Source organism: Moritella yayanosii (genome assembly GCF_900465055.1).
Taxonomy (GTDB): Bacteria; Pseudomonadota; Gammaproteobacteria; order Enterobacterales; family Moritellaceae; genus Moritella; species Moritella yayanosii.
The window spans coordinates 529,602-548,406 of record NZ_LS483250.1; the positions used below are offsets into that span (position 1 = coordinate 529,602).

15 protein-coding genes are annotated in these 18,805 nt (G+C 41.6%); 7 read left to right on the top strand and 8 right to left on the bottom strand.

What is annotated here, in order from left to right; genetic code table 11:
- Positions 1–2 precede the first annotated feature (2 nt).
- The 4 genes from MORIYA_RS02395 to MORIYA_RS02410 all read left to right on the top strand — a co-directional run bounded on the left by MORIYA_RS02395 (position 3) and on the right by MORIYA_RS02410 (position 6,282).
- Complete coding sequence (locus tag MORIYA_RS02395; RefSeq protein ID WP_112712397.1) at positions 3–3,566, top strand: methylmalonyl-CoA mutase family protein; 3,564 nt, start codon at positions 3–5, stop codon at positions 3,564–3,566.
- Positions 3,567–4,097: 531 nt separating this feature from the next.
- Positions 4,098–4,862, top strand: a complete 765-nt coding sequence (hisA, locus tag MORIYA_RS02400; protein WP_232011478.1) for a phosphoribosylformimino-5-aminoimidazole carboxamide ribotide isomerase — start codon at positions 4,098–4,100, stop codon at positions 4,860–4,862.
- A gap of 173 nt (positions 4,863–5,035) precedes the next feature.
- On the top strand, positions 5,036–5,482 hold the full coding sequence (locus MORIYA_RS02405) for an RNA-guided endonuclease TnpB family protein (RefSeq protein ID WP_197713345.1): 447 nt from the start codon (positions 5,036–5,038) through the stop codon (positions 5,480–5,482).
- A gap of 248 nt (positions 5,483–5,730) precedes the next feature.
- The gene (locus MORIYA_RS02410; protein WP_112712401.1) at positions 5,731–6,282 is read left to right on the top strand and encodes a type II secretion system protein; all 552 of its coding nucleotides are present in this window, start codon (positions 5,731–5,733) and stop codon (positions 6,280–6,282) included.
- A 49-nt stretch (positions 6,283–6,331) separates the two neighbouring features.
- Here MORIYA_RS02410 and MORIYA_RS02415 read toward each other — a convergent pair whose 3' ends face one another.
- Complete coding sequence (locus MORIYA_RS02415; protein WP_232011479.1) at positions 6,332–7,189, bottom strand: DUF547 domain-containing protein; 858 nt, start codon at positions 7,187–7,189, stop codon at positions 6,332–6,334.
- Between the two features lie 260 nt (positions 7,190–7,449).
- Here MORIYA_RS02415 and MORIYA_RS02420 point away from each other — a divergent pair, with 260 nt between their 5' ends.
- Positions 7,450–8,694: a BamA/TamA family outer membrane protein gene (locus MORIYA_RS02420; protein WP_112712403.1), complete on the top strand. Its 1,245-nt coding sequence runs from the start codon at positions 7,450–7,452 to the stop codon at positions 8,692–8,694.
- A 128-nt stretch (positions 8,695–8,822) separates the two neighbouring features.
- On the opposite strand, the gene MORIYA_RS02425 is transcribed toward MORIYA_RS02420, so the two are convergent.
- Complete coding sequence (locus MORIYA_RS02425; protein WP_006034459.1) at positions 8,823–9,167, bottom strand: YajD family HNH nuclease; 345 nt, start codon at positions 9,165–9,167, stop codon at positions 8,823–8,825.
- A gap of 146 nt (positions 9,168–9,313) precedes the next feature.
- On the opposite strand from MORIYA_RS02425, the gene MORIYA_RS02430 reads away from it, so the two are divergent.
- Positions 9,314–9,838, top strand: coding sequence for a M48 metallopeptidase family protein (locus MORIYA_RS02430; RefSeq protein WP_112718384.1), 525 nt, complete (start codon positions 9,314–9,316; stop codon positions 9,836–9,838).
- A gap of 64 nt (positions 9,839–9,902) precedes the next feature.
- Here the strand turns inward: MORIYA_RS02430 and MORIYA_RS02435 are convergent, their stop codons facing one another.
- From MORIYA_RS02435 to MORIYA_RS02460, 6 genes are all read right to left on the bottom strand, one after another.
- Positions 9,903–10,802, bottom strand: coding sequence for a hypothetical protein (locus MORIYA_RS02435; RefSeq protein ID WP_112712405.1), 900 nt, complete (start codon positions 10,800–10,802; stop codon positions 9,903–9,905).
- On the bottom strand, positions 10,789–13,254 hold the full coding sequence (locus MORIYA_RS02440; protein ID WP_112712407.1) for a fimbria/pilus outer membrane usher protein: 2,466 nt from the start codon (positions 13,252–13,254) through the stop codon (positions 10,789–10,791). Before MORIYA_RS02440 ends, MORIYA_RS02435 begins: the two co-directional genes overlap by 14 nt.
- Positions 13,255–13,950 (bottom strand): fimbria/pilus periplasmic chaperone, encoded by a 696-nt coding sequence (locus MORIYA_RS02445; RefSeq protein WP_112712409.1) that lies wholly within the window; start codon positions 13,948–13,950, stop codon positions 13,255–13,257.
- Between the two features lie 84 nt (positions 13,951–14,034).
- The gene (locus MORIYA_RS02450; RefSeq protein ID WP_112712411.1) at positions 14,035–14,562 is read right to left on the bottom strand and encodes a hypothetical protein; all 528 of its coding nucleotides are present in this window, start codon (positions 14,560–14,562) and stop codon (positions 14,035–14,037) included.
- Between the two features lie 133 nt (positions 14,563–14,695).
- Positions 14,696–15,376, bottom strand: a complete 681-nt coding sequence (locus MORIYA_RS02455) for a helix-turn-helix transcriptional regulator (protein WP_112712413.1) — start codon at positions 15,374–15,376, stop codon at positions 14,696–14,698.
- A gap of 378 nt (positions 15,377–15,754) precedes the next feature.
- Positions 15,755–16,006, bottom strand: a complete 252-nt coding sequence (locus MORIYA_RS02460) for a hypothetical protein (RefSeq protein WP_112712415.1) — start codon at positions 16,004–16,006, stop codon at positions 15,755–15,757.
- Between the two features lie 121 nt (positions 16,007–16,127).
- On the opposite strand from MORIYA_RS02460, the gene MORIYA_RS02465 reads away from it, so the two are divergent.
- The gene (locus tag MORIYA_RS02465) at positions 16,128–18,800 is read left to right on the top strand and encodes an intermembrane phospholipid transport protein YdbH family protein (RefSeq protein ID WP_112712417.1); all 2,673 of its coding nucleotides are present in this window, start codon (positions 16,128–16,130) and stop codon (positions 18,798–18,800) included.
- Positions 18,801–18,805: the final 5 nt, after the last annotated feature.

Genomic DNA, 18,805 nt, shown 5'->3' on the forward strand with positions numbered 1-18,805 from the left:
TGATGAAAACGACTTCAACTAAGTATCCTTTGCGAATATTAACAGCGACCTGTCTGTTTGATGGTCACGATGCTGCAATTAATATTGTACGGCGGTTATTACAAGCGCGGGGAGTTGAAGTCATCCATTTAGGTATTAATCGTTCAGTTCATGATGTGGTGACGGCTGCATTGCAAGAAGACGTTGACGCGATTGCGATGAGCTCTTATCAGGGCGGGCATAATGCCTATTTTGGTTATTTATTATCTAGTCTCGCGGATGTTGGCGCTAAACCTGCTGTGTTTGTTGGTGGTGGTGCAACCATCACATCTGACGAAGCTAGGTCGCTGGAAGAGCAAGGGGTTTCCCGTGTATATACCAGTGCCGATGTACTGAGTTTAGATGAGATGATCAGTGATTTACTCGGGCGTCTAATGGCGATTAAGCCAAAAGGTAAAGCGAAGTTTAAGGTTACAAAACCGGGATTAATCCCTGTAACTGATTTGTATTTTGGACAATTAATCACGGCGATTGAGCAAAACCGATTACCTAATAGCAGTACTAGTACCAGTAAAGATAAAGTGTCATCGGTATTGTCTTCTGGCTCGCCAGCCAAAAAATCGTTGGTGATGGGTATAACAGGGACGGGAGGCGCGGGTAAAAGTACATTTAGTGATGAATTATTACGGGCGTTATTACAGCTTTATCCGGATATCAAGGTTGCGTATTTAGCCGTCGATCCCAGTGGGCAAAAAACTGGCGGCGCCTTGCTCGGTGATCGTATTCGTATTAATACCTTGCCGCACGAACGATTATTCATGCGCTCTATTGCCACACGACAGGCCAATGTGTCAGTCAGCCAATCATTACAAACCTGTGTGCCTATGTTAATTAACCACGGCTTTGACCTGGTATTAATTGAAACCGCGGGTATCGGTCAAAGTGATAGTGCCATTGTTGATATGGTTGATTTCAGCCTTTATTTAATGACCAAGGATTATGGTGCCAGTAGCCAATTAGAAAAAATAGAGATGTTACAATATGCCGATGCTGTGGTGCTCAATAAAGCGGATCAGCAAGGTAGTGAAGATGCCTTTAATGATGTGCAGCAGCAATGGCGTTTTAATCAGCACGAAAGCAATATTGCGAGTGATGAACTTCCCATCTTTGCTATGGTAGCGAGCCATTATAACGATCATGGTTTTGGTCGTTTCATTGCATTTTTGATAACCAAGTTACCTTTTACGGCACAGGCCGATGTAAAAAATGCTTACCAACAAACATTAACGACATACCCTCGTTATGATTGGACCCTAACGACGAGTCAGTTGCAGTTACAAAACGCTGACTATTTAACCGCAATTTACAATCATTATGTCGATATAACAGCGCAGAACAGCCAGCAAATAGAGCAAGTTAGAACGCTACATACTTGCTATCAAATGTTAAGCGACTTAGGTGATCCCTGTTTACCTGTTAAACTCGCTCGTTACCCTCAAGCGGATGTCGATAATGAGTCAGATACGGATAGTTTCTTAGTCACAAATGCCTCACTGAAAGTGTTATTCCCCCCGTTAAGATCACGTTATAACAAGCTTTTGGCTCAGATCTCTGTCCCACTTAGGCATGCCTTACTGGCTTGGTTTAGAGACGATGAAGAATTAGCACTTAAACGAATTGAAGAGGGCGTTGATACCATTGCTTGCCATCAATCATATGGTGAGCATCGCGATCATTTTGTCAGTTTAAGTGGTACCGTGATCCCCCACGTGGCAAAACCAAACGAGAGGCATTGGGATAACATTACCGCTTTTCTACTGAATGAAAATTGCCCTGGGCAATATCCTTATACCGCGGGCGTTTTTCCAACCAGACACAATGATGAAGACCCGACACGGATGTTTGCCGGAGAAGGTTTGCCAGAAGACACCAATAAACGCTTTCATTATTTAATTAAAGGCCAAAAATCGATTCGATTGTCTACGGCATTTGACCCAAATACCTTGTATGGACACGATCCCGCGATCAGTCCAGATGTATTTGCCTGCATTGGTATGTCAGGCGTATCGATCGCCACATTGGATAATATGAAAGTGTTGTATTCCGGCATTGACCTGTGTGATTCAGGCACGTCGGTTTCGATGACGATTAACGGACCTGCACCAATCCTCATGGCATGGTTTTTACATACCGCTATTGACCAGCAAGTTGAGTTGTATTTAACGCAAGCGAATCTATGGCGAAAAGCCAACAAACTCATTAAGGTGTATTTGTCGTCTTGTGGCAGTAGCAGTAGCAATAGTAAAAGAGCTAACGAACGGCCAGTTTATCGTGGCGATTTACCGCAAGGCCATAATGGTTTAGGGCTTAAGTTACTCGGTATCTCAGGGCAGATGCTAATGATTGATTTACTGGGGTTAGAGGATGAATACATTGCGTTGAAAACCGCGACTTACAACAAGGTCAGAGGGACGTTACAGGCTGATATTTTAAAAGAAGAAATTGCTCAGAATGAATGTATCTTCTCGTTAGGTTTTGCCCTTAAATTAATGGCCGACATGCAAGGCTATTTTAGTCGCAACGGGATAGCGAAATTTTATCCTGTATCAGTGAGTGGTTATCACATTGGGGAGGCAGGGGCGAATCCGGTCACTCAATTAGCCTTTACACTCGCTAATGGTTTTACCTTATTAGAATATTATTTGGCGCAGGGTCTGGATATAAACGATGTGGCACCACGGCTGAGTTTCTTTTTTAGCAATGGGATGGACCCCGAGTATGCCGTGATTGGGCGGGTTGCACGACGAATATGGGCGCGAACCTTAAAGTCGGTATATAACGCTAATGAGCGTAGCCAAAAATTAAAATATCACATCCAAACATCAGGACGTAGCCTGCAATCACAAGAGATTGATTTAAACGATATTAGAACCAGTTTACAGGCCTTCTATGCGCTTTGCGATAACTGTAACAGTTTGCATACCAATGCGTATGATGAAACCATTACTACGCCAACGGAAAACTCGGTCTACCGTGCACTCTCGATTCAATCCATTATTAATCGTGAGTTTGGGCTGAATAAAAATCAAAACCCGTTGCAAGGGAGTTATGTGATTGGACTATTGACCGACCGGGTTGAAGAAGCCGTATATGGCGAGTTTAATCGTTTAGCCCGTCGTGGTGGGGTACTTGGTGCGATTGAAAGCGGCTATCAACGTACGCAGATCCAGCTGCAAAGCATGTATTACGAGAAATTAAAAGGCAGCGCAAAACTCGATATGGTCGGGGTTAATTGTATGTCTAGGGACGAGGGCGTCAATGATTCGATACCATTGAGCAATAAACAGTTGGTACGCTGCTGTGATAATAAAAAGCAGCAGCAGATAGACGGTGTTTTACAATTTAGACAGCAACATAAACAACAGGGTGAGTTGGCATTAGTCGCAATGAAAGTGGCATTATTATCTAATCATGATGTTGAAAGTAATAGCTTTGCTGCGCTTATGTCTGCAGCGCCATTTGCAAGTCTATCCCAATTGACGGATGTGTTGTATGTAGTTGGTGGTAAATATCGCCGTAATATGTAGGTTACGTTGATTAATTGAACCTAGCATGGTTTTACGGTTAATATATTGTCTAGTTAATTTGATTGATTATGTGATCGGTTTCAAATGAAAGCTTGCGTAATGAATTTTTTATGTTACATTGGTCACATCTTCTGAACAAGAAGATAGAAAAATGCTCAAAGGATGAGTCCGTTAAACCGCCTCCAAGGAACCGAGATCAACTGAGCCACGTGGTTCAATTTTTGATTAATGATTTAGAAGGTGACCTCTATGAAAAATTCAGTACCTGCAACACCTGTTTTTGGTGATTTATATAATACAAAATTCACTTACCCAAGACATTTAGGTTACTAGATTACTAATTTCTAGGAATTCAGAATTAAATGCCATCTATTTATAGATGGCATTTTAGTTTCTGGCATATAGAAAACAGCCTACAATCCAGAATCTACAAGCCTCTGATATAGCATCTTCATGCAGTTTGAGTATACTAGGAAATCTAAAAATGGGTAAAGATCAGGAATTGATCGTTTAGTCTTCAAACAGAGGAGTGTGGTTTTGACTCAGTTTCGTCCTTGTATTGATTTACACCAGGGTAAAGTAAAGCAAATTGTTGGCGGTAGTTTGAATGACCAAGGCGCCGCGACGAATTTTATTAGCCAATATGATGCTGCATACTATGCCAATATTTATCGTCAACACGATCTACGTGGTGGTCATGTGATTGCATTAGGCCCAGATAACGAAGCCGAAGTATTAAAAGCTTTACAAGCATGGCCGCATGGTTTGCAGTTTGGTGGTGGTGTAAATTTAACCAATGCCGCTAAGTATATAAAAGCAGGTGCATCGCATGTCATTGTGACGTCATATTTGTTTGATGGTAATGAATTTAGTTGGGATAAATTAGCGCAATTGAAAGCATCTGTTGGTAAAGAACATTTAATTTTGGATCTGAGTTGCAGGAAAACAGCACAAGGTTGGAACATTGCGACAAATCGTTGGCAAACAGTAACAAGTACGGTGATTAATGCTGAGACATTACAACAACTGTCTGAACATTGTGCCGAATTTCTGATTCATGCTGCGGATGTAGAAGGTTTACAAAATGGGATTGATCAAGAACTTGTTAGCCTATTGGGCCAACATACCAACATTCCTGTCACTTATGCTGGTGGTGCTCGTAGCATCGAGGATTTGGCTTTAGTAGAGCGCTTATCTAATGGTAACGTTGATTTAACGATTGGCAGTGCGCTGGATATATTTGGTGGCTCCGGTATAACGTTACAGCAATGCATTGATTGGAATCAGCAACATTAATACTTATTAATCTAACGGGCACTATGCCACTTTGTGGCTGAAAGACGTATCAAGCGTGCCTTTACAACAGGCGTTAAAACACCTTAACAAAGGTTTTCAGTCCTTTTTTAAGTCAGGGTTTGGTTACCCTAAATTTAAATCAAAGCATCATTATCAATCAGCCAGCCAGTTACATGAGTAACGGATTCAAATGGGATGCAGATAAACAATCATTATTACTCGCTAAAATGAAGCAACCGCTTAAAATAAAGTGGTCGCGCTTAACAAATCGATATGCTAAAAAACTCGCTAAGGCTTCACGAAAATTAGCGAATTCCCGTAGAGACTTTACGCATAAAATGACGTCGACACTTATAAACGAAAACCAAGTGATAGGGATCGAGTCATTGAAAGTCAAAAATATGGTGAAAAATCGCAAGTTGGCAAAGCATCTCCATGATGCTAATTTCGGTGAAATAGCAAGGCAGTTAGAATATAAGGCTGATTGGTACGGGCGTAAATTATCAGCTATTAGCCAGTGGTTTCCTTCGTCTAAAATGTGCAGCGAATGTGGTGCGTTATACGCTGGGCAGTGGTCATTAGCGATCAGGACTAGCAGCTTAAATAATTTGTGGCGGTAGGTAGTACCGACACGTTAAATGCTTGTAAGAGGTTTTAGAAGACTAACGCAATTTAATATTGCAATGCCTAAACCGTAGACGACAAGAATCCCCTTGCTTCAGCTAGGGGAACTTCAAGAATATCTAAACCCGAGAAGCCGAATTAGTTATTATTTTGAAAGAACAAAGAGCAATGGTCAATTATGATATATACAATTAGACTGTTTACTCTATAATTGGTACTTACTTAATATCAAAGGTTTATTATTTTGAATACATTACAGCGTGGTTTTACGCTTATCGAGTTGGTTATTGTGATCATTGTACTCGGGGTATTATCCGCTACAGCATTACCACGTTTTTTGAACTTAGCGGGTGATGCTGATATTGCAGTTGTCGAAGGTACTGGAGGCGCTTTGCAAAGTGCGGTTAATTTAGCGCACAGTAAATGGGTGATCATGGGTTCGAGCACCGACTTAGATTTAAATAATGATGTTCAACTATATGGTTCTGGGTCTGAAGGGTTAATCGACTTTAATTCCGCTGGCTGGCCAGCACAGAGTTTTGCTGGTAATGATAAAATAATTACCACCGATAACAGGGACGATTGTATTTCTCTCTGGAATACGATTCTGAATACAGGTAGCAATAAAATTGATAAAGAAATCGGTTACAATGATGATTTTACAGTTGTTTATGGCTACTTTAATGACCCAGCTGAACCTGATGGGGTTTGCTTGTACAAAAGAACAAGTAATTTAGATTTGTATATTCGTTATGATAGTAATAACGGTAGCGTGACGACACATTTTAAAGAATAATAACGATTCCCTGCGACAGGGTATCGTTATTCTGGCATTTTTTAACTGATTATTCTGACTGATTTAATCGCCAATCATATTCAAAATCGATATCGCCAGGGTTTTGTTGAAATGACTGTAGAGCCTGCTTTAGTTGAGGCTTTGCATAACGCTTTAAATGTTCAATTAATGCTTGATCATTATCACCAAAATCCTCTGAATACCATTTGTAGATACTCGATACTTCCAAGTTATCGCCTTTAACTGTAACACCACGTGGATGATTTATATAGGCATAAGCACCCGCCGTTAATAGCTGTTCCATGTTATTCCCGGTAAATGCCGTTGCAGCTAAATTCGGACAACCATAACTAGCGCAGTTCACTGCATAATGGATACGTGGGTCTAGCCAAATAGGGCGCAGTATTTCATGTTCAATGTCGTTTAAGCTCAGCGTTTTGTCGTTGACCGTGGCAGCATCATCATCCCAAGGACCGAATGAAAAGAAGCGCTTACCTAATTTGGTAATAGATTTTACCGGGTAGTTGTCCAATATCAGCTGTATTGTCAGCGCGTTATACAAATTAATCCAATAAGCTTGCTGTTGTGATTTAGTATGCTGTAATGGATTAATCTGTTGAATTTTGGTTAGGTATTGTTTGAGGATTGCTTTATCGGCATTGGTGACACCGCTGTAATTAAACAAGTTGATGGCAACATTATTTTCTCCCTTTATTAAATAACGATTTAAAATATATTGCCACTGGCTGTGGTCGATATCTGCAACCATTGACTCATTGCTCTTGTTCCAATATGACGTTGTTGCGGCAATCGCACTATTTGAATAAAGCCCACTAAACAATCCGATGAGTAATAACCATAGAGTAATCGTTGAGTTACTTATTAATGATTTTTGATTGTCGTTCACGTCTATCTGCCTTGTACTAAGTTGTTGAACTTATTATACAACATTGGCCATCGTTTATAGTATTAATCATAGCTCATGGAGAACACTTATTATGGTTTATAAGATACTTAGTGGTTTGGCTGCTTAAGTCGAGTAATCTAGTATAAATAGCTGTCAGACCTGCTCATTTCTGTATTATCGTATACATATTAAGAGTTATAGGATATCTTTCTGAGCTCGGATTTTTATTCATATCGATTTTATTACTGTTTGGAGTATGAGTGTCTTATAAGAATGTTTGTGTATCGCTGTTATGTTCTGCATTGCTGATGACAAGTCCGCTTAGTGCTGAAGAGGTTGCCGAAGAGATGGCAACAGAAATTACAAAAGATAGTGCGACTAACAGGCCTACATTTGATACCGAAGTTACAGGTGTGCCGTTTATTATTTCAACAGAAACACTGGGTGCTGCGGTGGGTGTATCTGGTATTATAAAGCATGCAGGACAACCACAAGCATCGATATTCGGACTTGGCCTATATAGTGATAATGACAGTAACATTGGCTTTATCTCATTCAATAATTATATGCTGCCTGGCGTAACACAATGGTTATTTTCGACTGAATATTATCGTGGTTATTTTAGTAATGGTACCTATTATGTACCCGCGCCAAGAGAACCTCGGTCTACCAACGAAATCATTGCTGAGGGTACTGACTCGTCGCTACGTATTAAGGCGAAATATGTATTACCCTGGGGCTTAGGTGCCAATGGCGCTGCTCGTAGTCTAATGCAACAACGTGGTGAGATAGCGTTTAATCCACTCGAATCTGGCGTTACCAGTGTGAGTGTTACCCCGTTTCAGCAAAAGCGTGATGTGACTGGTTATGTTAATTTACCCGATGTTGCACAGGGGTTAGAACTACAACTGAATTGGGATAATCGAGACAGTATTGGTGATACAGAAGCGGGCAGTCAAACTCGATTTACGGTGCGTCGCGATTTTGGTAACGATGAACGTAATAGCTGGACGACTTGGGAACTTGAGCAAAGTGCGTTTGTGCCTTTGGATGCAAATAGCTTGTTTAAAGAACAAGTCTTAGCATTTAACTATTACCTTGCTGATACGCCAACATGGGATAGTGGTACAGGCGTTGCTGATAAACATCGTCCGCCCTCTTTTGCTGGTATTAAATTAGGTGGTTTTAATCGTTTACGAGGTTATTCATCAGGGCAGTTTTACAGCCGAAGTGCAGTCGCTTATAGTGCCGAATACCGCGTGAAGCCACATTGGCAACCATTACATAATTTACCGTTTTACGATGTCCCGTGGTGGCAATGGTCAGCCTTTGTAGAAACTGGACAGGTTGCTGATAGTTTTGATTTATCGGCTCTGCATGATGACTTGAAATGGACTGCGGGGTTAGGCTTACGTTTTAATGTTGAAGGTGTGCTGGTGCGTATCGATTATGCGAAAAGTGAACATGATGCACAAATGTGGTTTATGATTAATCAGCCATTCTAGCGGCAAAGAAACGATAGAAAAGACATCGATAAGAAACAGACAAGCCGTAATTGTGATCCCTTTAAAGGGTTGCAATTACGGCTTTTTGGTATTTGAAATTAAAGTTGAACTACGGTGAAAATCAATTGTTACTTCTTGAACATTGATTTTAAATCAGCGAAAGGATTGTAAGTCGCCGAGTCTTGATTGTTATCACCCGCTTCAATTTCTGTCGCGTACTGATCGTGCTCAGTGTATTTTGAATGCTCGTTGTCATGACAATACAAGCAGAGTAATTCCCAGTTACTACCGTCATTCGGGTTGTTACTGTGATCATGGTCCATGTGGTGAACCGTTAACTCTCTTAAGTTAGAATAAACAAATTCGCGTGTGCAACGGCCACATATCCATGGGAATAACTTAAGCGCTTTCTCGCGATAACCTTGCTCCATACGCTTATACGTTACGCTGGAACCTAAAGTATCTGATGACATGATGGTTCATCCATAATAATAAAAAGGGTATTGTAAAAGTATATCGAATACTGATCAATAGCTTATTTAAGCCAGTTATGGGTATCAGAACAAAAGTGGATGAGGTAAAATACGCGCTATTCAATTTATCAGTATTCTCGCTACCTATGTCAGTCTCAAAAATAGATTCAACCGCCCTTAAATACCTGTCAGCCTATTCAGATCAAGTTAAAAGCCAGGTCAAATTGATGTTAGAGCAGGATAAGCTTAGTCAATTCTTATTAACTAAATACCCGACAACGCATGCAATTACCAATGATAAGAAATTGCGTGAATTTGTGATGGATTTAAAGAACAATTATCTAAAGAAATCATCGCCGATCAGCAAGATTATTTATGATCCTAAAATTCATGTGGTGAATAACGCACTGGGTTTACATACCTTTGTATCACGAGTGCAGGGCAATAAATTAAAGAGTAAAAACGAGATCCGCATCAGCGAGATGTTTAGACGTTGCCCAGAAGCATTTTTACAAATGATAACGGTACACGAGTTAACACATGTAAAAGAGAAAAACCATGACAAAGCCTTCTATAAGCTTTGCGAGCATATGTTGCCAGATTACCATCAGCTAGAATTTGATATGCGTTTGTATTTAACCCAAGTCGAATTTCGCGGTGAGATCTACTAGTCATAAATTGAAAAATATAATCAAGGTCGCGATCAAATGTCACACTACTATCCGATTTAGGGTGCTACTTTGCGTACAACGTTATGGTCACTACATCCTCATAATGGCCTGCTCGGGCAAAAGGCTTGGCCGTGTTTTGAAATGACATGGTCATTTTTTGTCCTCTAAATGAACGATTATTTATATCAAATACTGCTTCATCGGCTAAGTCGACTTGCTGGCCGCGAAAGCGGAGCTGGTAAGGTACCTTATTTTGCTTATTTGTCACATTAACGAGGTTTCCATGATTCAAGGACGCCACGGTCATGCTGACAAAACCATTGCTCTCGATATAAACAGGTAAGTCGCGGCGATTTTTTTTGGTTAAATCCCCTAAGTGAAGTCGCACTGAGGTACCTGTGGACTGGATCCAGCTGTCGCTTACGTTTATGATCTTGGCCCGAACATAGGGATTAACTTGGTAGTCAAAGGTGTAAGTTTTATGCAGCACCTTGCTAGCCGTATTACTGCTTAGCTCGGCATTGAGTATGCCTTGATACGTTCCTGCGGATAAGTCTCTGCCGCCTGGGATATACAGCCATAAATCCAGTTGTTGTTTACCGAACACCGGCAGCACATAGTCGCTTCTGTCTATAATAAGCAGTGTTTGACGAGAGCCATTTTTTAATTCGTAACTATGTTGTGAGCTAACGCCATGCAGCATCGGTGTACCTCCTTGAGGTTGTTTAAGTACGATTTTTTGGGCACATTTCGCCAGCGCTCTGTCCAGGTAAATTGTGCCAGGGATCCAGACGCCTCGTCGTCCTTTCTGTTCTTCGGTGGATGAGCTAGTTTTAAGTTCAATATGCCAATTACCATTGCAAGTGGCCTTGTTCTCTTCGTCTTGTGTATAGGCAGCGCTTGAGAACGCGACGGTTAGCAGTACAAATGCGAAGCTTGCTTGCATTGGGTTAAAGGTTTTCATCACAATTCTCCTTGATACATTTCATGTTAAGTGTGCCAAGTTCAATTAAATGGCCATCGACTTGCTTAATCACGACGGATAGCGGCTTGTATCTGTCATCTGCTACCGTTACTGTGTATTTCCCTGGTCCTACGCCTTGCACGTAGAAACGCCCGGATTTATTAGTGAAGAACGACAATTTCGACGTGTCATCGATAAATTTACCTTGCAGGTAGGCGATCGGCTTACCAAGCGCATCCTTTAAGACCCCTTTTGCGGTATATGAACGGTCTGAACCAATCATAATGAAATGACCTGTGGCTGCGCCGGGGGAAATCGTTATTCGGCTTTCTCCCCAATCATATCCAACGGGTGCATTGGGCACGTTCAGGTCGATGGTATTGCTGGCGTAAGCCACTTCGAGCGACAATAGGCCCCCAATCATCGCGTTGGCTGCGGCTTTGTAGTCACCTTGTTGACCCGTCCCTAACTGCGCTTCCTGTTCGGACAGTGATGGATGAAGATGCGTTACTATAAAAGGGCCTTCTATCGCGCGGCCCCAACCTAACTTGCCATCAACAAGACCGATGGCAGTATGACCTCGAATTGATGCGGAATAGGAAGCATCACTGTCATTATTTCGCATTTGGTTACGCTCTACTTCCGCCTGTAATCGCATTCTGTTGGCGGTATAGTTGAGCTGGACATTTTGGCCTTCTCGATCATCTTCATACTCTGCTTGGGCGCGGTAGCCGACACTGCCGACACTGTCGTTGCCGGTCCGATTGAGCTCAAGGCGGGAGTAGTTATTATTACTGTTGTAATTGGCACTAAGGTTTATCCCATTATCGATATTGGTCCTGCGCCAGTCAAAGGTGAGAAAATATGCGATCTCCGCATCGCTATGGGCCTCGGTGTCTTGGTAGGTAACTCCGGAACCTAAGTTCCAATTGCCCGTTTTCCAGTTCAACATCAATGTGGCGTTAGTCTGTTCGGCGTATTGCCTGTCTTTATAATAGGATCCTGATAACGTGGCATCCCACTGATCATTGAATATCCAGACATAGTTGGCTAAGTAGCGATCGTATGATGTCGCTAACGCCTCTGCATCCCAGGGTGTTGAAGTAAATGAATTTGAGAAATCAGCGCTTAATCTGAGGTTGGGCATTTGATTGTCAGCAGCACCCAATACGCTACTTTCAAAGGTGAAGGACAAAATATTACCTACGTCAGTATTTTCAAGGTTGCTTAAAGAGAACCGACCGGAGAGATTACCCCAATCCGTACCAATTGTTGCTGTGGTACCCAGTACCTGTCCATATTTGGCTACTGCGCTGTTGCAGCCCAACGTTAACCAGGATGACATGCCATACTCAGCAAACCCTGCTACTGTCCAAGTGTCTAGATATTCGATACCCTGGTCGGAAAAAATAGAGGGCACACCGACGGTAAGGCCATAATTGAGCATATCTTCGTTTAGTAAGTTACTGTTGTAGAATTGGCTAAAAACAAGCCGCTCTGTTTTTCCGGAAAGGTAAGAGACGTTCACTATGATGTCATTTGCTCCATTTGTCATGGGTAAATTGGTTAGGTTAAAGCGTCCCGCCTCTTGGTGGCCGCTGAAAATGACCTGGCCATTGACACTGATCTCGATCTCTGCACTTTCATTAAGGATCAGTTCTTGGTTGTTATTAGGGCCAATTATGCGCTCGGGTTGTAGCTCGGCATAATCACTTTTAATTGACAAACCACCTAAGCTCACACTTGATAGATGGCCTGCTAAGCCAGAACCCAAACCGGATTCAACATCACCCATCGACAATCTAAATGGTGCTTTGGGGTTATCGTAAAAAGCGGTCCACTCACCACGCAACACATTTGCATCATTGTCGGGAACTTCGAGATAATTGGCTGTCGTGATGTTTATCCCGCTGGCGCCGCCGAAGTTCATTTGCGCAAGCCAATCGGCTGAAGAGAAACTATCTTTGCTGTTGGATTGCCAACTCTGGCTATGAGTGACGTTAATACTGTTTAACCAGCTAAAGGTGCCACTTTCAGAGGGTATAAATGGGTCAAATCCTTCTCCAAAATCGACGTCAGATTGTCCAAATGCCTCGCTTGATATATCTGCTGTCATTGTCAGCGTCGCAGGGCTAAAAATTAGGTTGACCCCTTGTTCGGCAAGCGTCGTAAGTGGCACCATGGCATCGGTGACATTATTCTCTACATTCGTCACTAACAAGGCTTGCCAAACCGAATCAGCTACCCGGGTTCCGAGTAGCGCTTTAAGAGCGGGCAGTGAAACTGCATTGACGTCTGATCCATCAAGGGAGACGGGAACGGTGCCGACTTCTAATCCGTCAATATCGAGGGGCAGTGAAAAGGTCGTGGCACTCGCATAATAGGACGCCAGTAACAATCTCAATACCCATAAAAATTTAAGGGTAAACTGCCGCGAAGCACCGGTTATCATCTATTCCGCCGTTATAGTCACCGAGGCTGAGTTATCTTGTGAAGATAATAAGCTATCCACGGCAATACTGGCAATTTCCCCAGGCACAAGAAATTGTCGATTGAATAAGTGTTTAATGTCTTGCCATTTCCATGTGTGGCTTGCGTGGTCGCTTGTCACGGAAAAAGAGAGCTTAGGAATAACGATCACCCCTGTGCCTTGATTTGTTACCTGCATTTGAGAAGGTATACCGTCTTGGTAGGTTATTTTGGCGGTGACGCTATTTTGCACATGATTAGGTGATACAAACACCAAAGCGCCAATCTGGAATAACATTTTTATGCTGTTTTTGGTGGCATTATCTTTGATTGGCAACTGGCTAAAAATGATACGGTAAGATTTTGAAATCTTGGCAGGTTCACCAATATATTTCACTTTTACCATTTGCGTTTTTCCCGGCTGGATCAGCGCCTGAGGCGGAAACACAAAAAAATCATCAGAGTCAATCAGTTGTTCTGATTCTTGGCCCGATATATAGCGTTGTTTAACGAAAATTTCTAAGGGTAAAGGTTGACCCGAGGTATTGCTGACTTGGTAGAAACGCTCACTTTTGCTGCCTTGGTCTGAAAAAAACGTCACCATGGGGAAAAGTTCAAAAGCATAGCTAGCGGGAGAGTGCAGCAAAAGCGCTGTTAACAAGATTGCAAATAATCGCATATATCCCTCATAAGGGGCGCAACACCCCTGCTTATATAACTATATTTACTGCGTATTTACTGCGTATTTACTGCGTATTTACGCTTATCTAGGATAAAGTGCCACATACATATTGGTGCTATAATCGCCGGCTTGTTCATAGCCGTTCACAACGGGTTTTATTTTCAGTATGTTGTTGCCCCCCATGTCACCGTTAGTGTCATTGCTAACTTTCATGTCCATTTCGATTGCATGATAGTTTGATGAACTTGATGCATTATTTATTTCATTAATGATACTACTTGTGCCATTAAACGAGATTTTAAGTGGAATTACGCTACCATTTTCGTTTTTAAATGAATTAGCACCAACAACCAATTTTGCGGTTGAGTTATCACCGTTACACCAGGCTTTGAATTTAAATTTACTCGCTTTTGCTTTCTCGTCGTTTACATCTAGAACAATGGAGAGATCTTGTTTGGTAATCATACGGCAACGTTGGGGAACTTCGCCGGTAAGGTTTATATTAAACTGAGTTTCACCATCAAATCGTGGTTCGGTTGATACATTGCCTGCACTTGCGCCTGCAGAAAAAAGTAATGCGATCGCGATACTACTTATTAAAAGTTTCATATTATGCTCCTTGTTATTAACAACTGAGCTAAATATAACGTTTAATCGCGTAGTTTAGTATCGCCCACTTGGCCAATTATCCGGCTAATATATAACTAATTTCGGCCTAGTTAAGCGACTTGCGCAGTGAGCCTCAGTTGATGCATGGTGTGGTAAGGGGCTCGTCAACATCATTATCGATAAGGAGCATACCTATTTGACATCGGCTATGCTTACCTGTTTTTAATAAAATGCTAGAAACATGGCACTTGACTGTGCTGGGGCTGAGGTGCAGTTGTATCGCAATATCTTTATTACTTTTACCATGCAAAAGATGTAAAAAAACTTGTTGTTCTCGGTTAGAAAGGGTGTACTTTGCCCCTAATACATCGATAGAATGGTGCGATGACTCCGCCGAACTTAGTAAATGTTGTAGCGTTTTTGACATGGCTTCTCGGCTGAACCATAACTGCCCAGATGCAATTGCTCGTAGCGCTCTTGGCAGCATTTCTAAGGTGTAATAGGTGGTGATTAAGCCAGAAAAACCAAGCGCAATAGTGCCTGTAATACTTTGTTCATCAATTGGACCTCCATTGACGAGCAGCCACTTTCCGCCTCGCTCAATGGGAGAAATACACAATGATGACGGGTTTCCAAGCGTCGATTTATCGAACACAATAATGGTGTCCGGATTAAATCCCCATAGGCTTTCAACTGACGTTTCTATAATAAATGAGTAGCATTCAAAGGTGGTGGCAAGACTGGCTACGACCAATTCTGCCCATGCAGTATTTTCCGATACAATATGTACAGTCTGTTTTTTAAGCTTTTTCACTGTTCAATCCTTGATTTTTGGTTCTGCGGCTAACTCGTATTGAGTTGCTGTCGATGGGAAAGATTATCCATTTCACTTTTCTGTGACTCGGTTCAGCAATTTGTTATTAAATAGTTTTAAGCGCTAAATTAACCACAGATATCAGTAGCTTCAAATATAGTATGATACCACACCAGCAAATTTATCGGGTGACTGTGCACACAAATATACACGGTTCCTTTGACGATTTTACTCACCAAAGTTTTGCCGAAAGACGATCGCAATAAGGATAATGGCATGACTAAAACAGATTGGATAAATTGAATGTCATGATGAAAACTGACTAAACCATGGATATAGAATAACCCTGTATTTTCATTGAACACAGGTATAAACACATTACTTCATTGTCACTTTACCACCGATCATTTTGTAAGCTGGCGTGCCTCTGATTAGCATGTCTCTTGCAAAGATTTGTCCACATTTAGGGCAAGTGCAAGGCGTTTCACAGTAGTCTGTGACGATACGCTCTTTAAAACATTTAACCAGACTGCCTTTACCGCCCTTACGGTACTTAAACAGCTGTGTTTTACATTTACTGCATGAGATCTCAACTGTTTGAGTGGGACCTTTTTTATTCGGTTTTGCCATTAACTTTTCTTATAATAAGTAGTATCAAAAATAGTGTTACAGTTTACACGCTTCTATCCCTTGATTTCACAATGTTTGTAGTTCAGGATAGGAAATTACACTCGTAAAGGTCAGCACTTCAATGTCGGCGTCGAACAACACCAATAAAACAACAACAATATCATCGAATAAATTCAGAACCTGGAGCTTAAGCCTGCTAATTCTGATGCTATTAAGTGTCGCTGTCACCTTGGTATATCGTGAACGTATTATCGTTAGCGTCACTAACCATTTCGCAGCCCCTTACGGTGTAAAAGTCGCGACGTTAAATGGACTCGCGGTTCAATTTGACTTACAGCAACCTTTGTTTATCAAGAATGTCACTCTTGAACAGCTTGTGTTGCATGTCGATTACTTACAGTTTGAAAAAACTACGCAAGGCCAAACCGATCAAGCGGCAACGCAATCTGACCTCACGCCGCTTACCTTGCCAGAATTACCGAATTGGATACCCGATCTTCATATTGCCAACATAACAGTGCAGGGCAGTAGTTTACCTAAGTTTAATTTAGAGCAACTTCACTTCAAGACCCACGTTTTTCAAGTAATAGACTTCAAGGCTTTGGACTTGAAGTCGATTGCCATCAAAGACATCGACTTTAAATATATGGCGGGTGTTCCTGAGTTTGGGTTTTCAGTGTGGCTGGCCGGACGAAACCTGTTAGAAGCTAAGTTAAACTATATTGTCGAGAATCAGAATGTTGATAGCAACAATGTCGATATTAATGTTGATAGTGCGGATAACCAAGCGTTCATTAAAGTGCAATTAACCACAGATTTAACCAACATCAGCACCATTGTGAATAAGCTGTTGCCCGATCTGAGCACCGCTATAGTAGGTTCTGCAACGCTTGAAACAAGGTTCAATCCACAGTTGATAGATAATGTGGCCGTCAAATTGTCATTCAGTAACCTTGGAATGAGTCATAACCAGCAAGTCATGATTGCCAATGCAGATGTTACTGTCGATACCGTACTCGTGCTTGAGGGTATCGATTGGTTACCTGAGCATGTTAATTTAAACATCGCGCATATAGACCCAATCAATCTTACCGCAGATACATGTGCATCTTATACTCAGCTATTCAATATAGACAACACGGCTTGTCAATCGTTTAACAAAGAAGCGTCACCAACATTAGCACCTATCGTTATTACACCTGAGTTACCTTTATCTTTACAGCTTTCAATACAGGAACGTGATATTCAACGCTGGCAAGTACAAGCAAAGCAGCTCGGTATGAAAGTGCAAATGCTGGATGAAACAGCTAAAAATAGTGTGGTTGTAAAGGTGCATACATTACAGTTAACCCCGCAATCTTGGCAGGGTGATTGGTCGTTCGCGGTGATCACCAACAGTCATTATGTCAGTGATATTTATGTACCAGTACAACTAAACTCGCAAGGGCATATCGACGTCAATCCGACCGAGTCAGCAATGAATATTACAGTCACTATTAATGAAGCCGCATTCACGGCGCAGAAATTTAATTACATGGATATATCCAGCGAGAATATTCAGATGGCTTTACTCGCACCGATGACCGTGAATATCGACAAGGGCGAGGTACAACCGTTTGACTTTACTTTCTCAACAGCGTTGTTCAACAACCGCTATCAACGTGACTATAAGATAGAAAGATTAACGGCGCAGCATCAGGGGCGTTTTAGCGCTAAAGCTATAAATATAAGTTCTGATTGGCAGTTAGATGATGTGGTATTAAAAACTGAAAATACCATGGCGCTAGCCAACCTAAATTCGAGCGACTTGTCTTCACATAAAATGTCGTCAAATCAAAAGACGTCAAATAAAGTGACTGTAAATAAGCTGTTTGGTTATGTACTCTTTCCAGAACAAAGCATCCCGTCTTTAATCATGGATAAATACCCTTTACCAGTCGGACTAAATTTGCCTGCACGAGTGACAAACAGACTTGATTACCAAGTAATGTTAAATGAGCCACAAAGGTATCTATCGGCAAGTATGTCGGGTGGACTCACTGCCGAGTACAGTACTTTTAATAAGATCACGGCCACAGATATAACTGCTGCATGGACGTGTAGCATTGTTGCGAATAAACCTGATTTAGCCACGTCGTTAAATGCGAAATGTAATATTAATAGTGACATTTCATCCGTTGACATGGGACCTGTCGCCACTGACATTAATTTCTCTGGTTTGGTATCATTTGCGGATGAAAAGCTACAAGTGATGGTTGATAATGCATCTGCAAAGGCTTTCTCTGGCACTATTTCGGTATCGCCGTTGTTAATTACTGATTTTGATCATATTGTTGGTCAGTTACAGGTTCGCAATCTATCTTTACCTGAGGTACTTGAATTATATAACGTTCCGGGTGTGAAAGTGACTGGCTTATTAAAAGCTGATTTACCTTTTATTGTGCAGGGTGCTGCGATATCAATAACCGATGGGTCAATAGAGCAGCAAGGTGCAGGTGGGGTGATCCAAATAAAGAACAATGTCACGATAGATCAGTTAAAATTAACTCAGCCACAATTACGCTATGCTTTGGAACTGTTAGAAAACTTACATTATGATTCGTTACACAGTGATATTGATTATAAGCCCAGCGGAGACACCAAATTAACAATTAATATCAAAGGGCATAACCCGAGTGTGGCGCGGCCAATTGAATTTAATTATTCCCATGAAGAAAATGTATTGCAGCTATTTCGTAGTTTAAGAATTAATGATGCGCTGTATGATGCGCTTGATAAAATGAATCACCCATAAGGATA